The following is a 22,438-nucleotide window of genomic DNA, read 5'->3' as shown; positions in this document are numbered from 1 at the left end:
CGTGTGTTCCTTCCAAAAGCCCGCCGGTGGACGGCGAAGCAGAGGGTTATGGGTTCTGCATCCACCCGGCGTCGCGTGATGCTCACCGGTAAGCCCGAAATTAGGCAGATGAAGTGAAGCGACCGACGGAAGGGAGTGAACGCCAGGTGAACCTCGTCTATCAGGGTGGTGCCGCTACGCGCGTTACGCGCGCCGTGGTGACGAAGTGGTATCCGGGGCTGTCGTTGTGTCACAAAGGAACACGGGCAGGTCACGGGGGTGACACGGGCCGGTTACGGCCGCCGGGCGGGCCGATCGGCACGCGGTGGTACGTCGGTTCACCGGCCGTCCACCCGCTCGGGTGCCCGCTCGTGCCCCCGCTCGGGCCCCGCGAGCCGGTACGGCCGGCCCGATGAGCCTGTTGTGGGACGGCTCCGCCGACCGCCGTCAGCCCGCCAGCGCGTGCAGCAGCGCGTCCACGAGGGGCCGGTCGCGGTCGTGGGTGAGCCTGCGGCGGGCAGCCGAGGGCGGCAGCCAGATCATCCGGTCCACCTCGTCGTTGGGGACGAAAGAGCCCTCCCACGCCTCGGCCGCCCAGTAGCGGACCTCCTTGGGGCGGCCGTCCACCAGATAGCGCGACGTCGGCAGCGGGGCGCCGAGTGAGCAGCCCAGGCCGGTCTCCTCACGGGTCTCGCGCAGCGCGGCGGCAGGGAACTCCTCGCCGCGCTTCAGCTTGCCCTTCGGCAGGCTCCAGTCGTCGTAACGCGGCCGGTGCACCAGCGCCAGTTCGATCCCGCCGTGGTACGGCGAGACGCGCCACAGCACGACGCCCGCCGCCCGTACGGTCGTTCCGCTCTTGTCGCCCGCGCGTTTCATTCCGTGCGCGCCCCCGGTACGGGATTCGGCCCAGGGCCCGGTGCGGACCCCGGCGCGGCACTCGCTGCGGGACCGGGCGGACCGGGCCGAGAGGCGCCGGAGCCCGGCTGCCACAGCCGCGAGAAGGCGAAGCGCGCGGCTTCCACCTCGTGCCGCTGGTCGGCGTGGAGCACGCCCAGCGCGTACGCGGTCGCCGGAGCTATGCGCGGGGTGCGGGCCGCCGCCGCGACGGCCGCCGCGCACTCGGCCGCCTCGCGGTGCCTGGCCAGCAGCACGGCCGCCTCGGCCAGCCGCTGCGCCGCCGCCTCGCCGTCCGGGTCGATGCCCCGGCAGACCTCGGCCGCGTAACGGCTCAGCCGCAGCAGCACCCGCACCTGGTGCCAGGGCGAGTCCTGGAGGTCGGCCGTCAGCTCGGTGCCGAGCGCCGCCTGGACGGCCTCCGCGTTGTACGGGTGCGCCGCGCGCAGCAGCGGCAGCGCGCCCGCCGCGTCGGCCAGCCGCCGGTCGGCCTGGGCGGCGAGCGGCGGCAGTACGGTCGCGGCCGGTCCCTCGGCCGCCGCGGTCAGCGGCACCTCGGAGGCCAGGACGGCGATGTTGTCCGCGAGCGCGTGGAAACGCGAGGAGCCCATCGCCTGGAGCGTCGCCGAGTGCGCCCGGGTACGGGCCAGGGTGAGCTGCCGCTCCAGGAGCGCCCCGGCGCGCGCGGCGCCCAGCGCCAGCGGACCGCTCCCGGCCGGGGGCGGCGGGACCGCGGGCGCGGGCGGCCCCGGGACGTCGCCGGTGTCCGCGGGGGCCTTGCCGCCGGCGTCCGGGTCCGGGTCCGCGGCGGCCGACAGCCGCCGCAGCGCCTCCAGCAGCCGCGCCAGCCGGGCGGTGTACTGCGGCTCGCGGGCCAAGGTGGTGGCCAGCCAGCCCAGTTCGGCGCGGAGCGACTCTGCCCACACCGGGTCGGTCAGCGGCGCGTAGATGTGCAGGACCCCGCCGATCCGCCGGGCGCTGGCCCGCAGCAGTTCGTCGGCGTCGCCCTCGTGCTCGCCCCGCAGGCTCAGGGCCCGCAGGAAGGCGGTGGCCTGGTCGTGCAGATAGCGCGCGAGGGTGCCGCCCGCCGTACCGCCGGGCGGGCCCGCGGGCGTGGGGCCCGCGTCGGCCGTGGGCGCCGCGGCCGTCCGCGACTGCGGTGTACGCGCTTGCGTCGTACGTGTCCCCGTCGTGCCGCCCGGTGCGGGGGCGGCGGCCGGTGGGCCCGGGTCGCCGCTCCCCGCGGGGGTCAGCGGGGGGCTGTCAGGTAGCTGCTGCTGGGCCACGCCGGCGCCTCCGGGCGTCGATGAGCATCTCCTGGACATTGCGCAGCGGCTTCCCGTCCGGGTCGGTGCTGTGCCGGGTCCAATTACCGTCCGCCGCCAGGTGCCAGGAGGAGGTCGTGTCCGACATCCCGTCCTCCAGCAGGCGGTTGAGGGTGGCGCGGTGGGTCGGGTCGGCGACCCTGACCAGCGCCTCGATGCGGCGGTCGAGGTTACGGTGCATCATGTCGGCGCTGCCGAACCAGACTTCGGTCTCGCCGCCGTTGCCGAACGCGAACACCCGCGAGTGTTCGAGGAAGCGTCCGAGCACGCTGCGGACCTTGATGTTCTCGGACAGACCGGCGACGCCCGGCCGTACCGCGCAGATCCCGCGCACCCAGATGTCCACCGGGACCCCGGCCTGCGAGGCGCGGTAGAGCGCGTCGATGATCTGCTCGTCGACGATCGAGTTCACCTTCAGCCGGACATACGCGGGACGCCCGGCGCGCTGGTGCGCGATCTCCTCCATGATCCGGGAGATCAGGCCGTCGCGCAGACTGCGCGGCGCGACCAGCAGCCGGTTGTAGACCTCGCGGCGCGAGTAGCCGGACAGCCGGTTGAACAGGTGCGACAGATCCGCGCCCACCTGCGGGTCGGCCGTCAGCAGACCGAGGTCCTCGTACAGCCGGGCCGTCTTCGGGTGGTAGTTGCCGGTGCCGACGTGGCTGTAGCGGCGCAGGGTGTCGTCCTCCTGGCGGACCACCAGCGACAGCTTGCAGTGCGTCTTGAGGCCGACCAGGCCGTAGACGACATGGCAGCCCGCCTCCTCCAGCTTGCGCGCCCACTTGATGTTGGCCTGCTCGTCGAAGCGCGCCTTCAGCTCGACCAGCACCAGCACCTGCTTGCCCGCCTCGGCCGCGTCGATCAGCGCGTCGACGATCGGCGAGTCGCCCGACGTCCGGTACAGCGTCTGCTTGATCGCCAGGACGTCGGGGTCGGCGGCGGCCTGGTCGAGGAACGCCTGCACGGAGGTGGAGAAGGAGTCGTACGGGTGGTGCAGCAGCACGTCCCGGCGGCGCAGCGCCGCGAAGATGTCGGGCGCCGATGCGGACTCGACCTCCGCCAGGTCGCGGTGGGTGCCCGCCACGAACTTCTGGTACTTCAGCTCGGGGCGGTCCAGGCCCGCGATGGCGAACAGCCCGGTCAGGTCCAGCGGACCCGGCAGCGGATACACCTCGTTGTGCTTCATCTTCAGCTCGTGCACCAGCAGGTCGAGCACGCGCGGGGCGATGGACTCCTCGACCTCCAGGCGGACCGGCGGGCCGAAGCGCCGGCGCATGAGTTCCTTCTCCAGCGCCTGGAGCAGGTTCTCGCCGTCGTCCTCCTCCACTTCCAGGTCCTCGTTGCGCGTGACCCGGAACATGTGGTGGTCGAGCACCTCCATGCCGGGGAACAGCTCCTCCAGGTGCGCGGCGATCACGTCCTCCAGCGGCACGTACCGCTGCGGGCCCGCCTCCAGGAAGCGCGACAGGATCGGCGGCACCTTCACCCGCGCGAAGTGCTCGTTGCCCGAGACCGGATTCCGTACCACCACCGCCAGATTCAGCGACAGACCCGAGATGTACGGGAACGGGTGCGCCGGGTCGACGGCCAGCGGGGTCAGCACCGGGAAGATCTGCTGCCGGAACAGCGTGAACAGCCGCGCCTGCTCCTTCTCGGTCAGCTCGTGCCAGCGGATGACGTGGATGCCCTCGTCCGCGAGCTGCGGCGCCACGTCGTTCTGGAAGCAGGCCGCGTGCCTGGCCATCAGCTCCCGCGACCTGGTCAGGATCAGGTCCAGCACCTCGCGCGGCTGGGCGCCGGACGCCGAGCGGGTCGCGACACCGGTCGCGATACGCCGCTTCAGGCCCGCGACCCTGACCATGAAGAACTCGTCCAGGTTGCTGGCGAATATCGCCAGGAAGTTAGCCCGTTCGAGGAGCGGGGTCGCCGGGTCCTCGGCCAGCTCGAGCACCCGCTCGTTGAACGCCAGCCAGCTGCGTTCGCGGTCCAGGAAGCGGCCCTGCGGCAATTCCTCACCGAATTCCTCGCTCGCCTCGCCCAGGCTCGACGATCCCGGGTCCGGATTCGGTACGACGCGGGGGCGGAACGTCCCGGACGCCAACGACTGCTGGGGCTGGGCGGGAAAACTGGGGTGATTCGTCTGGGCCATGGGATGCGAGCCCTCCTCCTGGTCCGGCACGGGGCGGCCTGCGGCCGGCTCGGGGCGACCGTGGGCCGTCGGTCCATTGTCCCGTGTACCCGAGGGTTTCGGCAGGTCGGGCGGGGGAGGGGGTGCGGGGGCAGCGGGCTGCATCCTGCGATGCTCGCAAGCGAGGTTGAATCGCCGGTAACGAGAGCGTTGCCGTCAGGCAAGCGGGACGCTTCCAGCGGGGGTGCCTTCGAATCTCGGCCCGCGCCCCGTCCGCACCCTCCGGTCCGCCCCCTCCCCCTCCACCTCGCGCAGGTGAGCCCCTTTCCACGGGCGCGGCCCCGCGGGTCCCCTGCCGGGGGGGGGTGGGCCGATCTTCCCAGGGGCGCGCCCTGGGGCGGTTCTTCTGCCGGGCGCCGGCCACGTGTTTTTTGGGGCGCGGCCCCGGGGGGGGCTTCTGCCAGGGGGGGTGGGCCGATCTTTTAGGGGCGCGCCCTGGGGCGGTTCTTCTGCCGAGGCGGCACGCCGTGTAGTTAGGGGCGCGGGGAACTGCGCGCTCAGCCCGAGCGGTGGCGCGGGTGAGAAACCGGCCCCAGCGGGGCAGATGCGGTTGTTTTCGGGCTGACAGCCCGGTGGGGGCTGGTCGCGCAGTTCCCCGCGCCCCTGAAAAACACGCCCTGCGCAAGGCGGAGGCACGGGGGGCGCGCCCTGAAGGCAGGCCGTGCGCGGGGTGGAGGCACTGGGGGCGCGCCCCCGGAAGGGCAGGCCCTGCGGGGGGGGGGCTTAGGTTTCGGTGCGGTACATGAGGTCGACCTCGTGGGTGGTGAAGCCGAGGCGTTCGTAGACGGAGAGGGCGGCGGGGTTGTCGGCGTCGACGTAGAGCAGGGCGGCGGGAAGGCGGCGGTCACGGGCGAGGTGGCGGAGCCCGACGGCGGTGAGGGCGCGGCCGAGGCCGGAACCCTGCTCGGCGGGGAGGACGCCGACGACGTAGACCTCGCCGAGCCCTTCGGGGTGGACTTTGGTCCAGTGGAAGCCGACGAGGTCCTCGCCGCGGAAGGCGAGGAAGAAGCCGGCGGGGTCGAACCAGGGCTCGGCGAGGCGGTCGGAGAGGTCGCGCTGGGTGAGGGAGCCCTGCTCGGGGTGGTGGGCGAAGGCGGCGGCGTTGACGGCGAGCCACGCGGCATCGTCGCGCCCGGGGACGAAGGTGCGGACGGTGATGCCGTCGGGCAGCCGCGGCTCGGGCAGGTCGGCGGCGTCCGGGGTCAGGGGCCGCCGCATCTGCCGCAGCTCGCGGAAGAGCTTGAGGCCGAGCTGGACGGCGAGGTGCCGGGCGGCGGGGTGCCCGCCGTGGGCCCAGACGCGTACGCGCCTGCCGGTGGCGTCCAGAAGGGCCGCGGCCAGGGTGCGGCCGTGGCCACGGGAGCGCCGCGCGGGGTGGACGACGAGTTCGGCGGAGGGCGCCTCGACCGGGTCCGAGCCGTCGATCTGCGCGTATCCGGTGAGGTCGGCCCCGGCCCCGTCGGCCCCCCCGGCCCCGTCCTGTCCAGGCGTCCACAGCAGCAGGTGACGGACGCCCTCGCGCGCGCCGCCGCGCACATGGAGCCGTCCGCTCTCGGAGACGGCGGGCTGCCCGTCCGCGGCGGTCGCCGCCCCGATCAGGCCGAGCACCGCTTCGGCGGTGTCAGCGGGCAGTTCTGTCAGGGCCTCGATCCGCGCGTCGGTCATGCGGAGATCGTACGGCGGGTGCCCCCGGCATCGGCGGCGGCGGGTGCCCGCGGAGCCGAAAGCGTCGGTCAGGCCGAGACCGTACGGCGGGCGCCCTCGGCGTCGGCGGGGGCGGCGCGGCGGGGGATGGGGATGAGGACGGCGGAGACGCAGGTCGTGGCGGCGGCGAGGGCGAAGCCGGGCCAGTAGGCGGTGGCCGAGATGACGGCGGCCATGACCGGCGGGACGACGGCGGCGGTCAGATTCTGGCCGGTGTTGTGGACCCCGAGGGCGCGACCCGACCAGGCGGGGCCCGCGTGCTCGGCGGTGGAGGTGAAGGACAGGCCGTTGGTGCTTGAGGTGATCGCGATGGCGGCGACCAGCAGCACGGGGGTCAGCGGGGAGGGGAAGGCGGTGCTCACGGCGGTGGCGGCCACCACGGCGGCGGTCAGGACGGCGAGCTGCCGCATCGGCCGCAGCCGGTCGCCGACCCGGTCCGACCAGCGGCCGACCAGGATGCGGGACACCGCGCCCAGACCTTGGGCGACGGCGATGAGCTGCCCGGCGTGCACCGGCGACCAGCCGCGTACGTCGACCAGCAGCACCAGCGCGAAGGCCCCCGCGGTGAACTGCGGGATCACCAGCAGCGCGGCCGACCCGTGGATGCGGGGCAGCAGCCGCGAGCCGCGGTACGGGTTCGGCGCGGGGCCCGCCGCGGCGGCCTCGGCGCGCGCCGGGTCGGCGGCGAAGACCACGATCAGCACGGCGATGACGGCGCAGATCGCGGCGAGGAAGCCGAAGGCGCCGCGCAGCCCGTGCGCGGCGGCCAGCGGCGGCATGGCGAGGGCGGCCACGCCCATGCCGAGCGGGGTGGAGGTCTGCCGGATGCCCATGGCCAGCCCGCGCTCCTCGGCGGAGAACCAGCCCATCACCAGGCGTCCGCTGGCCGAGTAGACCGAGGCGCCGGACGCGCCCGCCAGCACCAGCAGCGCGCCGAGCGCGACCATGCCGTGCGCGGCCCAGGCGGCCCCGCCGAGGGCGCCGGCCGCGATACCGAGGCCGAGCGCGATCACCACCCGCTCGCCCCACCGGTCGGCCGCCGCGCCCCACAGATAGAGCGCGAGCACCAGCCCCGCGGTCGGGCACGCCACCAGGAAACCGACCCGCGTGAGGCTCAGCCCCTGCTGGCCGCGCAGCTCGTCGGCCAGATACGGGACCCCGTACACGAAGGCGCAGGCCGCGGTCTGCGCGGCCGTTCCCAGCGCCAGCATGATCCAACGACGCACGTCGGAAGCACCTCCTCGGTGAGTGGGTGGTGCATCCAACTATGGCGGCTGCTCCGCAGTTTGAGACAGTTCGTTTCGCATCGTGAGACTCGCTAGGGCGACATCGCGCCACCGGACCTCACCCGGACGATCCCGGCCCACCGGGCGGTAACCGGGTCTTAACCCCCGCCCCCCTGCCGCGCTACGCGCGTTGACTCTATGCTGCCCTCCGCGTGACCCGTATTTGACCAGTTGTTGACTTCAGCTGGCGGCGGCTGACCCCAGCCGACGCCAGTCCTTGATCCGAGGGGATCCATGTCTCTGACGCGCAGAATCTCCGTCGCGGCCGTCGGGCTCGTGGCCGTCGGCGCGCTTGTCGCGGCCGGGCCCGCCCAGCACGGTGGCGGCCACGACCGGCCCGGCCACCCCGGAAAGCCGGGCCACGGGCAGTCCGGCAACACGGTCGACCTCCAGTTGCTGACGATCAACGACTTCCACGGCAATCTGGAGCCCCCGGCAGGCTCCTCCGGCCGCGTCACCGAGCAGCAGGCCGACGGCACCGTCAAGACCATCGACGCCGGTGGCGTCGAGTACCTGGCGACCAGCCTGCGCAACGCCCGCAAGGGCCATGACCGTTCGCTGACCGTCGCCGCGGGCGACCTGGTCGGCGCGAGCCCGCTGCTGTCCGGCCTCTTCCACGACGAGCCCACCGTCGAGGCGATGAACAAGATCGGCCTCGACGTCACCGGCGTCGGCAACCACGAGTTCGACGAGGGCAAGGACGAACTGCTCCGTCTCCAGAACGGCGGCTGCCACCCGGTCGAGGGCTGCTACGAGAAGGGCAAGAAGTTCAAGGGCGCCGACTACCCGATCCTGTCGGCGAACGTCGTCAACGAGAAGACCGGCCGCCCGCTGCTCGCCCCGTACACGATCAAGAACGTCAAGGGCGTCCGCGTCGGCTTCATCGGCGTCACCCTCAAGGGCACCCCGAACATCGTCACCGCGTCCGGTGTGAAGGGCCTGAAGTTCCTCGACGAGGCCGAGACGGTCAACAAGTACACGGCCGAACTGCGCAAGCGGGGCGTCAAGTCGGTCGTCGCGCTGATCCACGAGGGCGGCTTCCCGGTCTCCGGCAGCTACAACTACGACTGCGACAGCGGCGGTCCCGGCACCGGCATCTCCGGCCCGATCGTGGACATCGCGAAGAAGATCTCGCCGGACGTCGACGCGCTGGTCACCGGCCACACCCACAACGCGTACGTCTGCACCATCCCCGACCCGGCGGGCAAGCCCCGGCTGGTCACCAGCGCCTCGTCCTTCGGGCGGCTCTACACCGAGCTGGACATGAAGGTCGACAAGCGCACCGGCGACATCGTGCGCACCTCGGTCAAGGGCAGCAACCACGTCGTGGACCGCGTCCAGCCCAAGGCCGCCGACATGACCTCGCTGATCACCCGCTGGAACGCGCTGGCCGCCCCGATCGCCAACCGCACCGTCGGCTGGATCAGCGGCGACATCGGCCGCACCGGCACCAACGAGACGCCGCTGGGCGACCTCATCGCCGACGCGCAGCTCGAATACGCCAAGACCCTCGACCCGACCACGCAGATCGCGTTCATGAACCCCGGCGGCATCCGCACCGACCTGGTCTACGCGGCCTCCGGCAGCGAGGGCGACGGCGTCGTCACCTACGCCGAGGGCTTCGCCGTACAGCCGTTCAGCAACACCGTGAACCTGGAGACGCTGACCGGCGCGCAGCTCGTGACCGCGCTCCAGCAGCAGGTCAGCGGGCCGAACGAGGCGGCGACGAAGATCCTCCAGATCTCGGCCGGGCTCACCTACACGCTCGACCTGACCAAGTCCGGCGCGGCGCGCGTCGTCGCGGACTCCGTCAAGCTCAACGGCGCCCCGATCGACCCCGCCGCCAACTACCGCGTCGCGATGAACAACTTCCTGACCGGCGGCGGCGACGGCTTCCCCGTCCTCGCCCAGGGCACGTCCCTGCTGATCGGCGGCGACGACCTGGCCGCCTTCGCCACCTACCTGACCGCCCACTCCACGGCCGCGGCGCCCCTCGCCCCGCCCGCCGCCGACCGGGTCACCGTCATCAAGTAGGGCTCAGAGCACGGTCATTCGTCGAAACCGGCGAATACGGTGGAGCCGCCGGACGACACGGCGGGCCCCTCGGGCGGCGCGGTCGGCGCTCCCGGCAGCCGGAGGGCGGCGAGCGTGCCGCCCCCCGGCGCCCGGGTCAGCGCGACCTCGCCGCCCGACTGCTGCACCGTGCGCGCCACGATCGACAGCCCGAGCCCGCTGCCCGGCAGCGACCGCGCCGACGGCGACCGCCAGAACCGCTCGAAGACATGCGGCAGTTCGTCCTCCGGGATGCCCGGCCCGTGATCGCGTACGGTGAGCTGCCCGTCGGCCAGCCGCACCTCGATCCCGCCGCCGGGCGGGCTGAACTTCACCGCGTTGTCCAGCAGATTGACGATCGCCCGCTCCAACGCGGCGGGCTCCGCCCGCACATACCAGGGCGCCAGCTCCGCGCTGATCTTCAGGTCGGGCCCGCGCAGCCGCGCCCGTTCCAGCGCCGTCTCCGCGCTCTCGTGCAGCGCCACCACCTCAAGGGTCGGTACGGCGTCCGGCCGGGACAGCTCCTGCAAGTCGCCGATCAGCGAGGCCAGTTCGGTCATCTGCGCCTTCACCGACGCCATCAGCGCCTTGCGGTCCTCCGGCGGGATCGCCCGGCCGGTGGCCTCACTGCGCTCCAACAGCTCGATGTTGGTCCGCAACGACGTGAGCGGCGTGCGCAGTTCGTGCCCCGCGTCCGCGATGAGCTGCTGCTGCCGGTCGCGCGACGACGCCAGCGCGGCCGTCATCGCGTTGAACGACGCGCTGAGCCGGGCGATCTCGTCCTCGCCCTCCACCGGGATGTTGACGTTCAGATCCTCGGTGCGGGCGATGTGCTCGACGGTCTCGGTCAGCCGGTCCACCGGCCGCAGCCCCGTCCGCGCGATCCACAGCCCCGCGCTCGCCGCGCCGACCACGCCGATCCCGGCGACGGCCAGCAGGACCCAGGCCAGGGTGGTCAGCGGGCGGTCGACATCGCTCAGCGGCCGGGCCACGGAAATCGCCGCCGGCTGGAGATTGATCCGTGCCTGTGAGGTGTAGACGCGCAGCTTCTGGCCGTTGGGCGCGGTCACCGTGTGGAGGGCGTCGCGTCGCTGGCCGTCCGCGACCGCGTGGTCGGCGGGGCCGACGGGGATGGTCGTACGGCCCTGCACCCAGCAGGGCGTGCCGTCGGAGAGCACCACCTGGGCCAGGGTGTTGGTGGTGATGAAGCCGACGGAGCCGCCGTTGGCGCCCTGCGTGCTGTTCATCGCCGGAACGCTCGACTGGCAGCCCTGGGTGTTGAGCGTGCGCGAGATCTGCTGCACCGGCACGATGTCCGGCTGGCGCAGCGACTTGTCCAGCTCGCTCATGAGCTGGTCGCGCACCAGCAGCCAGCAGACCAGCGACACCACCGCCACCGCCACGGCCACCGCCGCCGCGGTGAGGATGGTGAGCCGGGACCTCAGGGGGAGCCGCTTCACGCGTGGCCGCCGTCCGGGGCGCGCAGGACGTACCCCACCCCTCGTACCGTGTGGACGAGCCGTCGCATGCCGCCCGCCTCGGTCTTGCGCCGCAGGTACATGACGTAGACGTCGAGGGAGTTGGACGAGGGCTCGAAGTCGAAGCCCCAGACGGACTTGAGGATCTGCTCGCGGGTGAGGACCTGGCGCGGGTGGGTGAGGAAGAGCTCCAGCAGGGTGTACTCGGTCCGGGTCAGCTCGACCGGGCGCCCGTCCCTGGTGACCTCGCGGGTGGTGGTGTCCATCCGCAGATCGGCGAAGGTGAGCGCGTGGCCGCCACCGTCGCCTTCGTGGCCGACGGTGGCGTAGGAACTGCGCCGCAGCAGGGCTCTGAGCCGGGCCAGCAGCTCGTCCAGCTCGAAGGGCTTGACGAGGTAGTCGTCGGCGCCCGCGTCGAGGCCGGTGACGCGGTCGCCGACGGTGTCCCGCGCGGTGAGCATGAGGATCGGGGTGGTCACTCCGGTGGCGCGCAGGCGGCGCGCCGTGGTGAGGCCGTCCATGCGCGGCATGAGGACGTCGAGCACGATCGCGTCGGGGCGGTACGCCTCCGCCTGGTCGAGGGCGGCGAGCCCGTCCGCGGCCAGGGCGGTGTCGTACCCCTCGAAGGCGAGGCTGCGGCGCAGGGCCTCCCGTACGGCGGGCTCGTCGTCCACGATCAGGATGCGGGCGGGGGCCTCGCCGCTGTCGCCGGGGCTCATGGTGTCGGGTACCTCACTGATGGACATCGGAATGGTGCCGGAACTCTCTCAGCGTCGCACGGCGCGCGTCCCGCGTCGTGCGGTCCCGCGGTGCGCGCGGCTCACGGGTTTCGCGGAGGCGGAGACCTCGGCGGGGCGCGGGGCCGACTCCCGCCGGACGGCCCGGTCCGCCGCCGCGTCGCGGGCCGCGCCGGCGGCGATGTGGGCGAGCGGCAGGTCGAGATCGGCGGGCCCGGTGGCGACGGCCGCGCTGTGCGGACTCCAGGAGACGGCGGCACTGAGGGCGCGGCGCAGCCGGTTGGCGCTGACGGTGAGGGTGCTGCTGCTCATGGCGTTCTCCCAGGGTGGTTCGGGGTGGTGCCGTTCTTTCCGGAGGGGCGGGGGGCCGGACGGTTGGGTAGGCGGAGGGTCGGTGAGGCAGAGGGTCGGTGAGGCGGAGGGGCGGAGAGGCGAGGGCGGCCCCTCAGCGGTTCCGCGTGCCCGCGGTCCCGTCGGCTCAGAAGCCGCCGAAGCCGCCGCCGCTGTTACCGCCGCTGCTGCTCCCGTTGCCGTTCCCGCTGCTGCTGCCGTTGTTGTCGGTCGTGCCGCTGCCGCTGGTGCCGCCCGCGCGCAGGCTCGCGAGGTCGGACTTCACGGTGTTGATCGGGATCGCGAAGCCGAGGCCGACGCTGCCGGAGCTGCTGCCCGAGGACGACGCGTCCGAGTACATCGCGGAGTTGATGCCGATGATCTGGCCGCTCATGTTGATCAGGGCGCCGCCGGAGTTGCCGGGGTTGAGCGAGGCGTCGGTCTGGATCGCCTTGTACGTGGTGGTGGAGTTGCCGGTGTCGCCGTTGTACTGGTTGCCGCCGAAGGAGAACGGCCACTGGCCGTTGCCCTGGCCGCCCTGGCCTTGGCCCTGGTTCTCGTCGGTGGACACGGTCACGTCGCGGTTGAGCGAGGACACGATGCCGCTGGTGACGGTGCCGGTCAGGCCCTCGGGGGAGCCGATGGCCACCACCGAGTCGCCGACGGCGATGTTCGAGGAGTCGCCGAGCGTGGCCGCGGGCAGTCCGCTGGCACCCCGCACCTTGATCAGCGCGAGGTCCTTGGCGGAGTCGGTGCCGACCACCGTCGCGGTGGCCGTCTTGCCGTTGCTGTACGTCACGGACACCGAGGTCGATCCGGCGACCACGTGGTTGTTGGTGATGATCTCGCCGCCGCTGGTGATGATGACACCGGCGCCGGTGGACTTGCCCGCGCCGGACGTCGCGTTGATCTCGACGACGCTGGGGCTGACCGCCTTGGCCACGCTGCTGACGCTGCCGTTCACGACGCTCGCGTTGACCGCCGAACTGGCCGTCGTCGTCGTGGCGTTGTCGTGCGTCGCGTTGCCGATCAGGGCTCCCGCGCCGCCGCCGATCACACCGGCCGCGAGCGCGACGGCGGCGAACAGCGCGACGGGCTTGCGGGCCTTGCGGCGGGGAGCGGGCGACGCCCCGGCGACGGCGGGCGTGGCGGGGTCGTACGGGGGCGGCGGCGGGAAGCCGGTCGCGGAGGGGGCGTCGTAGTCGGGGGCCTGGCGGTACTGCGGGGCCTCCGGCTCGGAGACCTGGGGGGCCTCATTGCCGAAGTAGAGCGGAAGCTGCGGTTCGTCCGGGTTCTGGTGTTCGCCGCCGGTGCGGCTGCTCTCGGTCATGACAATGACTCTGTGCCCGGAAGATGAGAGCTTCCTGAGCACTCGCTGAGAAGCCCGGCAGAAGTGGGTATGCCCCATATAAACAAGATCGGGAACCCCCGGTCCCGACCGCCCGCGACCGCCCGTACACCGCGGCCCGCCCGCGACCGCCCGTACACCGCCGCCCGTGCACCGCCGCGCGTACGGCTACGCGCGGCGGCCGTGCGCCCCGGCTCCCGCGGCTACCCGTGGCAGCCGCACGACCCCCGCACCACGAGCCGGGAGGGGAACTGCCGCAGCCGCTCGCGCCGGGCGCCCGGCACCCGCAGCGAGTCGTCGAGCACCGCATCCACCGCCGCCCTGGCCATCGCCTGCCGGTCGGAGGCGACCGTGGTCAGCGGCGGATCGGCGAGCGCGGCTTCCTTCACGTCGTCGAACCCGGCGACCGCGAGCTGTTCCGGCACGTCGATCCGCAGCTCACGCGCGGCGCGCAGCACGCCGATCGCCTGGTCGTCGGTGGCGCAGAAGATGGCCGGCGGCCGGTCGGGCCCGGCCAGCAGGCCCAGCGCGACCTCGTAGGCGTCGTACCGGTTGTACGGGGCCTGGAAAAGGCGGCCCTCCGTGGACCGCCCCGCCTCCTGCATGGCCCGCTGCCAGCCGACCACGTGGTCGGTGACGGGGTCGCCGATCACCGGCGTCTTCTCCATGCCGCCGAGGCAGGCCACGTACGCGTGCCCGTGCTCCAGCAGGTGGCGGGTGGCGAGCTGCGCGCCGCCGATGTCGTCGGTGACCACGGCGATGTCGTCGATCGCCTCGGGCCGCTCGTGCAGCAGCACCACACGCGCGTCCCAGGCGTCGATCTCGGTCGCCGCGTTCTCGCTGGGGCCCTGGCTGATCAGGATCAGCCCGGAGACCCGCATGCCGAGGAAAGCCCGCAGGTAGTGCACCTCGCGTTCGTCGAGGTAGTCGGAGTTCCCGACCAGCACCATCTTCCCGCGGTCCGACGCGGCCTGTTCCACCGCGTGCGCCATCTCCGCGAAGAACGGCTGGCGCGCGTCGGGCACGATCAGACCGATGAGGTCGGTACGGCGGCTCGCCATCGCCTGGGCCACACGGTCCGGGCGGTAGCCGAGCTGCTTGATGGCCGCGAGCACGCGCTCGCGGGTGGCCGGGGCTACCGGCCGGGGTCCGTTGTTGATGACGTAGCTGACGACCGCGGTGGACGTCCCCGCCAGCCTTGCCACGTCGTCACGCGTCACCTTGGGCACGTCGCGCAGTCTACGCGTGTCTATCCAGCCGTCACATGGCTCGTCATACGGTCTGTTCGGCGGATTTCAGCCGCTCGACGGGGACGTCCGCGGGCTCGTCGGAACGCTGCGGCCCGCGGCCCTGCGCGGCCTCGCTCCTGGCGGCCTCCTCGGCGGCCCGCTCGACCTTCTCCGGGGTCACGAAGCGGTAGCCGACATTGCGGACGGTGCCGATCAGCGACTCGTGCTCCACGCCGAGCTTGGCGCGCAGCCGCCGTACGTGCACGTCCACCGTGCGGGTGCCGCCGAAGTAGTCGTAGCCCCACACCTCCTGGAGGAGCTGGGCGCGGGTGAAGACCCGGCCCGGGTGCTGCGCCAGGTACTTCAGCAGCTCGAACTCCTTGAAGGTCAGGTCCAGAACCCGGCCCTTGAGCTTCGCGCTGTACGTGGCCTCGTCGACCGACAGGTCGCCGTTGCGGATCTCCATCGGGCTGTCGTCCGTGGTGATCTGCTGGCGGCCCATGGCCAGCCGCAGCCGGGCCTCCACCTCGGCGGGACCGGCGGTGTCCAGCAGCACGTCGTCGATCCCCCAGTCCGCGGTCACCGCGGCGAGTCCGCCCTCGGTGACGACCAGCATCAGCGGGCAGCCGGGCCCGGTCGAGCGCAGGAGCTGACACAGGCTGCGCACCTGCGGCAGATCGCGGCGGCCGTCGATCAGGATCACGTCGGCGCCCGGGGTGTCCACCAGAGCCGGGCCCTCGGCGGGCGCCACGCGGACGCTGTGCAGCAGCAGCCCGAGCGCGGGCAGCACTTCGGTGGAGGGCTGGAGGGCATTGGTCAGAAGCAGGAGAGAACTCACCGGCAGCTCCCGTCGGTCGTCCGGACGTTTCGTCGGTGTGCTCGTGGCTGTGCGCGGTTTCCGCACGCGGTGCGCTTGCTCATTTCCGAACCCTCCTCGGTCCCTGCGAGGACGTACCTCGTGCCGGAAAGCACGAAAGGACCCGGGGGCGACATTGCCCAGGTCCTCTTGCACGGAAGAATAGCCCACATGGACAGCCCTGCCGAGACCGATGACCAGCGTTTCCGTGTAGCACCGATCACTTCCGGCGACGGTAATGCCGCTGGGCGGAGAACGCTCCTGACGGCCGACGGCGTACGGATCGAGGCGGAACACCGGCCCGCGGACACGGAATCGGCGGTCGATACGGCGGACCGGACAGGTGATGTCCGGCGCGTCGAAACGACCCGTGAATCGGCCGCCGATTCGAGGGGTGAATCGGCGGCCGAAGTGCGCGAATCGATGGCCGAAGAGCGCGAATTGGCGATCGTCGTGGCCCATGGATTCACCGGTGCGCTGGAGCGGCCCGCGGTGCGCAGGGCGGCCCGTGTCCTCGGCGGTTCGGCCGGTGTCGTGACCTTCTCCTTCCGCGGTCACGGGCGGTCCGGCGGCCTGTCCACGGTCGGCGATCTCGAAGTGCTCGACCTCGACGCGGCCGTCTCCTGGGCCCGCCGCCTCGGCTACCGGCGGGTGGCCACCGTCGGCTTCTCCATGGGCGGCTCCGTGGTCCTGCGGCACGCGGCGGGACAGACGGTGCACGCGGCGGTGTGCTCGGCGGCGGGGCCTCATGACGTACGCGGCAACGACGCAGGCGGGGACGGCGTACGTGGCGACGTACGACGGAACGCGCGGGTGGACGGGCGGGGGGTCGTGCGCCCGGCGCGTGACGGGCGCACGACGGCGCATTCACCGGCGCGTGTGGACGCGGTCGTCTCCGTCAGCTCGCCCGCCCGCTGGTACTACCGCGGCACCGCGCCCATGCGCCGCGTGCACTGGGCGATCACCCGCCCGGCGGGCCGCCTGGTCTCGCGGCTCGGCATGAAGACCCGCATCCGCGCGGCGGACTGGGACCCGGTGCCGCTCTCCCCGGTCGAGGCCGTCCCGCTGATCGACCCGGACATCCCGCTGCTCATCGTGCACGGCGACCGGGACGGCTACTTCCCGCTGGACCACCCGCTCTCGCTGGCCGACGCGGCCGGGCGGGACCGGGCGGAGCTGTGGATCGAACCCGGTTTCGGCCACGCGGAGAACGCCGCGGACGACGCGCTGCTGCGCCGGATCGGCGACTGGCTGACGGGCCGCGTTCCCGCGAGGTGACGTGGACGGGCCATGATGGACGCCGCACCACACGTCAGACACGCACGGCGAGTGACACGCACGGCGAGTGACACGCACGGCGAGTGACACGCACGGCGAGTGACACGCACGGCGAGCACAGGACAGAACGAAGGACGGAGCCGCGATGGCCGCACCCGACACGGCCGCGCGCCCGGCGGCGGGCACGATCCGCTACTGGGCCGCCGCCAAGGCCGCCGCGGGCACGGCGGAGGAGCCGTACCGCGCGGCGACCCTCGCCGACGCCCTGGCCGCCGCACGCGAACGGCACGCCCAGCGCCCGGAGTTCGCCCGCGTCCTGCTGCGCAGCTCCTACCTCGTCGACGGCAACCCCGTCGGCACCCGGGACCACACTTCGGTCGCACTGGCCGACGGCGGCACGGTGGAGGTCCTCCCACCGTTCGCGGGAGGATGACATGACCAACGAATGGCACGGCTTCCAGCCCGGCGACGAATCCGGCCGGCGGCCCGCGGACCCGGACACCGCCCAGGGCGACCACGACGGCCGCTCCCCGTCCGACCCGAACCACGCCAGGCACCGAGCCCCGGGTGACGCGAGTACCGGCGGTGGCTACGACCCCGGCTACGGCGGTCAGCTCCCCGGCTCGTACCCGGCCGAGGGCCACGGCCCCGGCTCCTACGCGCCCGGCCCCCAGGCCCCCGGTTCCTACGGACCCGGTTCTTACGCACCCGAGGGACACGACTCCGGGTACGGCACCCACGGGGGCCCGTACGGCGGCCAGGCGCCCGAGGGCTACCCGGCCGCGGGGTACGGAGCGCCCGGGGACAACGGCGGGACCGCGTATCCGGGCGGCGGCCACGGCGCGGGCCAGGACGCCGGGTACGGCGGAACCGGCGGCGGTTCGTACGGCGGCCAGGCACCCGGCGGGCCCGCGGGTCAGGGATACGCGGGTCAGGGATACGCGGGTCAGGGGTACGCGGCGCCCGGCGGCGCGTACGCCGGTGACGGTCAGGACGGCGTCGTCCGGCACGCCGGTCACGGGGCCGGGGTCTATCCGGTCGGCGGCCACGACGAGGGGTATGGCGTGCGCGAGTACGGGGACCACCCGGACGGGGGCCGGACGTACGTGCCGGAGCCGCTGGCCGGGCCCATGCCGCCGTACTCGGAGCCGGGGGCGCCGTACGCGCCGCCGACGCCCGGGGACGCGTGGGGCGGGCACGCGGGAGGCGCGGACTGTGCCCAGGGAGCGGCGCACCCGCACCCGCAGGCGGGCGGGGTCGAGCAGACCGCCGTGCTGCCGGTGGTCGAGAGCCTGCCGCAGCAGACGCCGGGCAGGCACGGCGACCAGGGCCAGGGCCAGTCCCAGGCCCAGGGGCAGCCGCAGGCACCGGTCAGGACCGGCTCACCGATCATCGCCCCCGGGCTGGAGCCCGCGGCGCTGACGGCGGCGCTCGGCCTGCTGACGGCGGGCGGCGCGGCGCTCGGCAAGCCGGGCCTCGCGGTGCTGCTGGTGGTGCTCCAGGCGGTGACGGCGGCCGGATGGTTCCGGCTCAACGGCATGTGGCCCGCCCGGCAGGGCATCGCGCTGGCGTTCCTGTCCGGCGTGACCGCCGACATCGGCCTGCTGATCGCCGGTGACGACCACGGCCCCGCGGTGCTGATCGGCACCCTCGGCGTATGGCTGCTCCTCGTGCTCGTCCTGCAACTGCGGCACCACGGCTCGGCCGACGAACGCATGTCCTCGCTGACGGCGACCTCCGCGTCCACGCTGCTCACGGTCGTCGCGGCGGGCTACCTCGCCACCGCGGCCTCCGACGCCGGGTCCGATCCGGTCGTGGTCGGCGCCGTCGCGGTGGCCCTGGCGGCCCTCGTCCGCGCCCTCCCGCTGCCGGGCGCCGCCTCCGTCGTCGTGGCGCTGCTGGCCGCCGCGGCCACCGGCTTCGCCACCGGACCGGCCACCGGGATGAGCGGCGGGGACGCCGTCCTGCTCGCCGCGGCCTGCGGTGTCTGCGCGCTGATCGGCCTGCGGGTCGCCAGCTACGACTTCCCGTCCCGCTTCGTGCACTTCACCGCGGGTGTGGCGCTGCCGCTGACCGCCGCGGCCCCCGCCGTCTACATCCTCGGCCGCGTCCTCACGGGCTGACGGGAACCACCGGCTCGATCCGCCCGCGCGGTGATCCGTCCGCCCGCGCGGTGATCCGTCCGCGCGGGCGGTGATCCGTCCCCGTGGGCGGTGAATTGTTCGCACAGGCGGCGCACAGGTCACGTGCGCACCGTGTGAAGGGCGGATTGAGCCGCGGTAACGGTTGGCCGCGCGGGGAACCGTCGGGTCTGCCCCGCCGTCAGGGCTGAGGGGAGATCAGCGGGGAACGAGCGGGGAGCGACAGCACATGCGAGTGGCGCGGACAGTTCTGATCGTCCTGGTGATCCTCGGCGGCCTCTTCGTCGCGGCCGACCGGATCACGGTGTCGGTGGCGCAGAACAAGGCCGCCGACCGCGCCGCGCTCACCGAGGGCCTGACCACCAAGCCCAAGGTGTCCATCGAGGGCTTCCCGTTCCTCACCCAGGCCGCCGGGGGCAAGCTGGACGAGGTCAAGATCTCCGCGAAGGACATCGCGGCGGGCAACGGCGAGCAGACCCTGCGGATCGACTCCTTCCACGCCGACCTGCACGGCGTACGGCTCTCCGACAGCTACCGGCGGGCGGTCGCGGACACCGCCGACGGCATCGCCTTCCTCACCTACGAGGACCTGACGAAGGCCGCGCCCACCGGGATCACGGTCTCGTCGGCGGGCGACGCCAAGAGCAAGGACGGCGGCGCGCTGGTCAAGATCACCGGCGAGTTCATGGGCGCGAGGCTGAGCGTGCTCAGCGAGGTGACGGTGCGCGGCGCCGACGAGATCGGCCTCCAGGCGGCGGAGCTGCCGAAGGCGTTCACCGAGCTGGGCCTGGAGGACCAGGTGCGGCAGCAGATCGACTTCACCCGGCAGCTCACCCACCTGCCCTCCGGGATCGCGCTGACGTCCGTGACCAGCACGCCGGACGGGCTGTCGGTGGCGGCGGGCGGCAAGAACGTCGTTCTCGCCAACTGAGACGGCGGTGTCCGTACCGCAGTCCTCCGCAGGTGGGCGGGGTGACCGTATCGCCCGATCGGGTGGTTCGGAACGGTCCGGCATGGGGTATTAAGCCGCTCGTACGCCGTCGGCAGGCCGCCGGACGGGCCGAGACGCGGGTTGCGTGGCATGGTGATCCCGCCATGCGGACAATCTTGTCTCGGTATATGACACGACGGTGACACCTACGGGTTGATATCCCTACGATCGGGACCATGAAGCGACAGGCGGATCTCACGAAGCGGCGGGCAGTCGACCTGTGCCGCGTCGCCGCCATGCTCTGTCGCATGCCCTAGGGGTGGCGGTTCCTCCGTGCCGATGCCGGCCGTAACGGCCCCCGGCGCAGCCTGCCTCCCCTGCCTGCCAGGCGAATCCCCGCGCATCACGCGCATCGCGTATCCCTCGCAAGCCCCGCGCGCCCGTCGCGCACCGCACATCCGTACTGCCCCGGAGGAGAAACAAGATGAGCCGCAGTGACGTCCTGGTGGACGCCGACTGGGTCGAGGCCCACATCGACGACCCCAAGGTGGTCATTGTCGAGGTCGACGAGGACACCTCGGCCTACGACAAGAACCACATCAAGAACGCCGTCCGCATCGACTGGAAGACCGACCTCCAGGACCCGGTCCGCCGCGACTTCGTGGACCAGGCCGGCTTCGAGGCGCTGCTGTCCGCCAAGGGCATCGCCAACGACGACACCGTGGTGCTCTACGGCGGCAACAACAACTGGTTCGCCTCCTACGCCTACTGGTACTTCAAGCTGTACGGCCACGACTCCGTGAAGCTGCTCGACGGCGGCCGCAAGAAGTGGGAGCTGGACTCCCGCGACCTGGCCGTTGACGTGCCCGAGCGCCCCGCGACCACGTACAAGGCCAAGGAGCAGGACACCTCGATCCGCGCCTACCGCGACGACGTCGTGGCCGCGATCGGTTCGCTGAACCTGGTCGACGTCCGCTCGCCCGACGAGTTCTCCGGCAAGCTGCTCGCCCCGGCGCACCTCCCGCAGGAGCAGTCGCAGCGCCCGGGCCACGTGCCGAGCGCCCGCAACATCCCGTGGTCGAAGAACGCCAACGACGACGGCACCTTCAAGTCGGACGACGAGCTGACGGCGCTGTACGCCGAGGAGCAGGTCGATCTGGCCAAGGACACCATCGCGTACTGCCGCATCGGCGAGCGCTCCGCGCTCACCTGGTTCGTGCTGCACGAGCTGCTCGGCCAGGCCAACGTCAAGAACTACGACGGCTCGTGGACCGAATACGGCTCGCTGGTCGGCGTTCCGATCGAGCTCGGCTCCAACTGACCCCGGAGGACTGAACGTTATGTGTGGAGCCAAGGCCGGTGGGCCCGATCTGGCAGGAGTTGACGTGGCGAAAGAGACGATCATCCAGGGGTCGGTGACCCGCGACGGCGAGCCGGTCACCGGTTACGTCCGGCTGCTCGACGGCGGCGGCGAGTTCACCGCCGAGGTGCCGGTCTCCGCGACCGGGCAGTTCCGTTTCTTCGCGGCCCCCGGTACCTGGACGCTCCGCGCCCTCGTCCCCGGCGCCACCGTCGACCGCACCGTCGTCGCCCAGCAGGGCGCCCCGTCCGAGGTCGCCATCGCGGTCTGACCCCGCCGTGAAGGGCCGCACCCCGCGCAAGGGGGCGCGGCCCTTCGCTGTTCCGGGACTCCGTCCGGCGGGGGGTGCGCGGCGGGTGCTGATCCGGCGTGGCGGACGTACCGTTGAAGGGTGAACGCGCGTCGCCGTCACTGGTATTTCGCCATGATGGGCACCTGCGTGGTGCTGTTCGTCATGGCGTGGTCGGTTGTCCGCATCTGGTCGGTGCCGGCGGCCATCGCAATGTGCCTGGTGGCGATGGTGATCCCGCCGGTCGCGGCGATCGTGGCGAACCGGAAGGGCCCTGAGGACCGGTGGTGGGACGAGGAGCCGCTGCGCCCCGAGGAGCGCAAGCCGACCGGGAAAGAGCGCGATGACCCGCCCCCGCCGGGCGCGACCTCGATGGAGGAGCACCGGAGGATGACCCCGGCGCGGTCCGAGCGCCAGAGCTACGGTTCGTCCGGCGACCCGGAGTCCGACCGGTGGTGGGACGAGCTGGACCGCGGCGGTCCGCCGTAGCGCCCGCGCCTTCAGTAGACCAGCGCCTGCACGCCGTCCGGCATGATCTCGCTGACGAAGAGCTGCGCGCCCGCGATCCGTACGCCCGCGATGAGGTCCTGTTCCTTGATGTCACGGCGGGCCGCGCACTGCGAGCACAAGGTGACCTGCCCGGCGGCGAGCACCGCGTCGATCAGATCCGGCAGCGGCGCCGCGTGCGGCAGCTCGAACTCCGCCGCGCGGCCGGGCAGCGCGAACCACGCGGACTCACCGGTCAGCCAGAGCGAGACCTCCACGCCGCTGGCCACCGCGACCGCCGCCACCGTGAACGCCTGCGAGCACCGCTCGGGCGCGTCGGCGCCCGCCGTCACCTTGATCACGAGCTTCTTCGCCATCCGGCCAGCGTAGGCGCAGCCGTCCCGGAGCCGCACCGCACCCGTACCGGTGGCACCTCTGCCCTCCGGCTGTGTCGTACGTCACGCAGGCGTCGGCAAATTTCGTTGTGAAGCCGCTGTGTCGTCTCGACATAATGCGAGTCCGCGTGCATCGCACGCGTGTACGCCCG

General features: G+C 72.7%; 21 protein-coding genes. 9 read left to right on the top strand and 12 right to left on the bottom strand.

Features of this window, described 5'->3' with window-relative positions; translation table 11 throughout:
* Positions 1 to 426: 426 nt before the first annotated feature.
* From ACIO6U_RS32335 to ACIO6U_RS32315, 5 genes are all read right to left on the bottom strand, one after another.
* Entirely contained in the window at positions 427 to 855 is a 429-nt protein-coding gene (locus ACIO6U_RS32335) for an NUDIX hydrolase (protein WP_355341866.1), read from the bottom strand.
* Positions 852 to 2,159, bottom strand: a complete 1,308-nt coding sequence (locus ACIO6U_RS32330; protein WP_401724515.1) for a CHAD domain-containing protein — start codon at positions 2,157 to 2,159, stop codon at positions 852 to 854. Before ACIO6U_RS32330 ends, ACIO6U_RS32335 begins: the two co-directional genes overlap by 4 nt.
* Entirely contained in the window at positions 2,137 to 4,347 is a 2,211-nt protein-coding gene (locus ACIO6U_RS32325; protein WP_355341872.1) for an RNA degradosome polyphosphate kinase, read from the bottom strand. Before ACIO6U_RS32325 ends, ACIO6U_RS32330 begins: the two co-directional genes overlap by 23 nt.
* A gap of 762 nt (positions 4,348 to 5,109) precedes the next feature.
* Positions 5,110 to 6,051 carry a mycothiol synthase gene (mshD, locus tag ACIO6U_RS32320; protein ID WP_401724512.1) on the bottom strand — a complete coding sequence of 314 codons (942 nt, stop codon included), beginning with the start codon at positions 6,049 to 6,051 and terminating at the stop codon, positions 5,110 to 5,112.
* 68 nt (positions 6,052 to 6,119) lie between these two features.
* Positions 6,120 to 7,316 (bottom strand): MFS transporter, encoded by a 1,197-nt coding sequence (locus ACIO6U_RS32315; protein WP_401724509.1) that lies wholly within the window; start codon positions 7,314 to 7,316, stop codon positions 6,120 to 6,122.
* A gap of 294 nt (positions 7,317 to 7,610) precedes the next feature.
* Here ACIO6U_RS32315 and ACIO6U_RS32310 point away from each other — a divergent pair, with 294 nt between their 5' ends.
* Positions 7,611 to 9,410: a bifunctional metallophosphatase/5'-nucleotidase gene (locus ACIO6U_RS32310; RefSeq protein WP_401724506.1), complete on the top strand. Its 1,800-nt coding sequence runs from the start codon at positions 7,611 to 7,613 to the stop codon at positions 9,408 to 9,410.
* 14 nt (positions 9,411 to 9,424) lie between these two features.
* Here the strand turns inward: ACIO6U_RS32310 and ACIO6U_RS32305 are convergent, their stop codons facing one another.
* The 6 genes from ACIO6U_RS32305 to ACIO6U_RS32280 all read right to left on the bottom strand — a co-directional run bounded on the left by ACIO6U_RS32305 (position 9,425) and on the right by ACIO6U_RS32280 (position 15,388).
* Positions 9,425 to 10,888 carry a HAMP domain-containing sensor histidine kinase gene (locus ACIO6U_RS32305; protein ID WP_355341884.1) on the bottom strand — a complete coding sequence of 488 codons (1,464 nt, stop codon included), beginning with the start codon at positions 10,886 to 10,888 and terminating at the stop codon, positions 9,425 to 9,427.
* Positions 10,885 to 11,625 carry a response regulator gene (locus ACIO6U_RS32300; protein ID WP_391049797.1) on the bottom strand — a complete coding sequence of 247 codons (741 nt, stop codon included), beginning with the start codon at positions 11,623 to 11,625 and terminating at the stop codon, positions 10,885 to 10,887. Before ACIO6U_RS32300 ends, ACIO6U_RS32305 begins: the two co-directional genes overlap by 4 nt.
* Positions 11,626 to 11,673: 48 nt before the next feature.
* Positions 11,674 to 11,955: a hypothetical protein gene (locus tag ACIO6U_RS32295; RefSeq protein WP_391049745.1), complete on the bottom strand. Its 282-nt coding sequence runs from the start codon at positions 11,953 to 11,955 to the stop codon at positions 11,674 to 11,676.
* Positions 11,956 to 12,121: 166 nt separating this feature from the next.
* Positions 12,122 to 13,303: a S1C family serine protease gene (locus ACIO6U_RS32290; protein ID WP_401724504.1), complete on the bottom strand. Its 1,182-nt coding sequence runs from the start codon at positions 13,301 to 13,303 to the stop codon at positions 12,122 to 12,124.
* Between the two features lie 221 nt (positions 13,304 to 13,524).
* Positions 13,525 to 14,550 carry a LacI family DNA-binding transcriptional regulator gene (locus ACIO6U_RS32285; RefSeq protein WP_355341893.1) on the bottom strand — a complete coding sequence of 342 codons (1,026 nt, stop codon included), beginning with the start codon at positions 14,548 to 14,550 and terminating at the stop codon, positions 13,525 to 13,527.
* A 43-nt stretch (positions 14,551 to 14,593) separates the two neighbouring features.
* On the bottom strand, positions 14,594 to 15,388 hold the full coding sequence (locus ACIO6U_RS32280; RefSeq protein WP_355341896.1) for a response regulator transcription factor: 795 nt from the start codon (positions 15,386 to 15,388) through the stop codon (positions 14,594 to 14,596).
* Positions 15,389 to 15,829: 441 nt separating this feature from the next.
* Here ACIO6U_RS32280 and ACIO6U_RS32275 point away from each other — a divergent pair, with 441 nt between their 5' ends.
* From ACIO6U_RS32275 to ACIO6U_RS32240, 8 genes are all read left to right on the top strand, one after another.
* Positions 15,830 to 16,684 carry an alpha/beta hydrolase gene (locus tag ACIO6U_RS32275; protein ID WP_401724499.1) on the top strand — a complete coding sequence of 285 codons (855 nt, stop codon included), beginning with the start codon at positions 15,830 to 15,832 and terminating at the stop codon, positions 16,682 to 16,684.
* A gap of 145 nt (positions 16,685 to 16,829) precedes the next feature.
* Complete coding sequence (locus ACIO6U_RS32270; protein WP_391049740.1) at positions 16,830 to 17,117, top strand: MoaD/ThiS family protein; 288 nt, start codon at positions 16,830 to 16,832, stop codon at positions 17,115 to 17,117.
* 1 nt (position 17,118) lies between these two features.
* On the top strand, positions 17,119 to 18,807 hold the full coding sequence (locus ACIO6U_RS32265; RefSeq protein WP_401724497.1) for a hypothetical protein: 1,689 nt from the start codon (positions 17,119 to 17,121) through the stop codon (positions 18,805 to 18,807).
* Between the two features lie 253 nt (positions 18,808 to 19,060).
* Positions 19,061 to 19,756 (top strand): DUF2993 domain-containing protein, encoded by a 696-nt coding sequence (locus tag ACIO6U_RS32260; RefSeq protein ID WP_401724493.1) that lies wholly within the window; start codon positions 19,061 to 19,063, stop codon positions 19,754 to 19,756.
* Between the two features lie 236 nt (positions 19,757 to 19,992).
* Positions 19,993 to 20,073, top strand: a complete 81-nt coding sequence (locus ACIO6U_RS32255) for a putative leader peptide (protein ID WP_355342331.1) — start codon at positions 19,993 to 19,995, stop codon at positions 20,071 to 20,073.
* Between the two features lie 167 nt (positions 20,074 to 20,240).
* Positions 20,241 to 21,077, top strand: coding sequence for a sulfurtransferase (locus tag ACIO6U_RS32250; RefSeq protein ID WP_355341911.1), 837 nt, complete (start codon positions 20,241 to 20,243; stop codon positions 21,075 to 21,077).
* A gap of 19 nt (positions 21,078 to 21,096) precedes the next feature.
* Positions 21,097 to 21,387 carry a DUF1416 domain-containing protein gene (locus ACIO6U_RS32245; RefSeq protein ID WP_355341914.1) on the top strand — a complete coding sequence of 97 codons (291 nt, stop codon included), beginning with the start codon at positions 21,097 to 21,099 and terminating at the stop codon, positions 21,385 to 21,387.
* A 120-nt stretch (positions 21,388 to 21,507) separates the two neighbouring features.
* Positions 21,508 to 21,894: a DUF3099 domain-containing protein gene (locus ACIO6U_RS32240; RefSeq protein ID WP_355341917.1), complete on the top strand. Its 387-nt coding sequence runs from the start codon at positions 21,508 to 21,510 to the stop codon at positions 21,892 to 21,894.
* A gap of 11 nt (positions 21,895 to 21,905) precedes the next feature.
* Here the strand turns inward: ACIO6U_RS32240 and ACIO6U_RS32235 are convergent, their stop codons facing one another.
* A complete protein-coding gene (locus ACIO6U_RS32235) occupies positions 21,906 to 22,268 on the bottom strand; it encodes a DsrE family protein (protein WP_401724488.1) in 363 nt (120 codons plus the stop codon).
* Positions 22,269 to 22,438 lie beyond the last annotated feature (170 nt).

This window comes from Streptomyces sp. NPDC087422, from assembly GCF_044744145.1.
In the GTDB taxonomy this organism is placed as follows: domain Bacteria; phylum Actinomycetota; class Actinomycetes; order Streptomycetales; family Streptomycetaceae; genus Actinacidiphila.
The sequence above is the reverse complement of the archived record's forward strand: the minus strand, read 5'-3'. Positions and strand labels throughout refer to the sequence as shown.

Coding starts and splice junctions, on each gene's coding strand:
- ACIO6U_RS32245 (WP_355341914.1), top strand. CDS start 21,097: ATGTGTGGAGCCAAGGCCGGTGGGCCCGATCTGGCAGGAGTTGACGTG.
- mshD (WP_401724512.1), bottom strand. CDS start 6,051: ATGACCGACGCGCGGATCGAGGCCCTGACAGAACTGCCCGCTGACACC.
- ACIO6U_RS32295 (WP_391049745.1), bottom strand. CDS start 11,955: ATGAGCAGCAGCACCCTCACCGTCAGCGCCAACCGGCTGCGCCGCGCC.
- ACIO6U_RS32270 (WP_391049740.1), top strand. CDS start 16,830: ATGGCCGCACCCGACACGGCCGCGCGCCCGGCGGCGGGCACGATCCGC.
- ACIO6U_RS32290 (WP_401724504.1), bottom strand. CDS start 13,303: ATGACCGAGAGCAGCCGCACCGGCGGCGAACACCAGAACCCGGACGAA.
- ACIO6U_RS32275 (WP_401724499.1), top strand. CDS start 15,830: ATGGCCGAAGAGCGCGAATTGGCGATCGTCGTGGCCCATGGATTCACC.
- ACIO6U_RS32265 (WP_401724497.1), top strand. CDS start 17,119: ATGACCAACGAATGGCACGGCTTCCAGCCCGGCGACGAATCCGGCCGG.
- ACIO6U_RS32250 (WP_355341911.1), top strand. CDS start 20,241: ATGAGCCGCAGTGACGTCCTGGTGGACGCCGACTGGGTCGAGGCCCAC.
- ACIO6U_RS32235 (WP_401724488.1), bottom strand. CDS start 22,268: ATGGCGAAGAAGCTCGTGATCAAGGTGACGGCGGGCGCCGACGCGCCC.
- ACIO6U_RS32325 (WP_355341872.1), bottom strand. CDS start 4,347: ATGGCCCAGACGAATCACCCCAGTTTTCCCGCCCAGCCCCAGCAGTCG.
- ACIO6U_RS32310 (WP_401724506.1), top strand. CDS start 7,611: ATGTCTCTGACGCGCAGAATCTCCGTCGCGGCCGTCGGGCTCGTGGCC.
- ACIO6U_RS32300 (WP_391049797.1), bottom strand. CDS start 11,625: ATGAGCCCCGGCGACAGCGGCGAGGCCCCCGCCCGCATCCTGATCGTG.
- ACIO6U_RS32255 (WP_355342331.1), top strand. CDS start 19,993: ATGAAGCGACAGGCGGATCTCACGAAGCGGCGGGCAGTCGACCTGTGC.
- ACIO6U_RS32335 (WP_355341866.1), bottom strand. CDS start 855: ATGAAACGCGCGGGCGACAAGAGCGGAACGACCGTACGGGCGGCGGGC.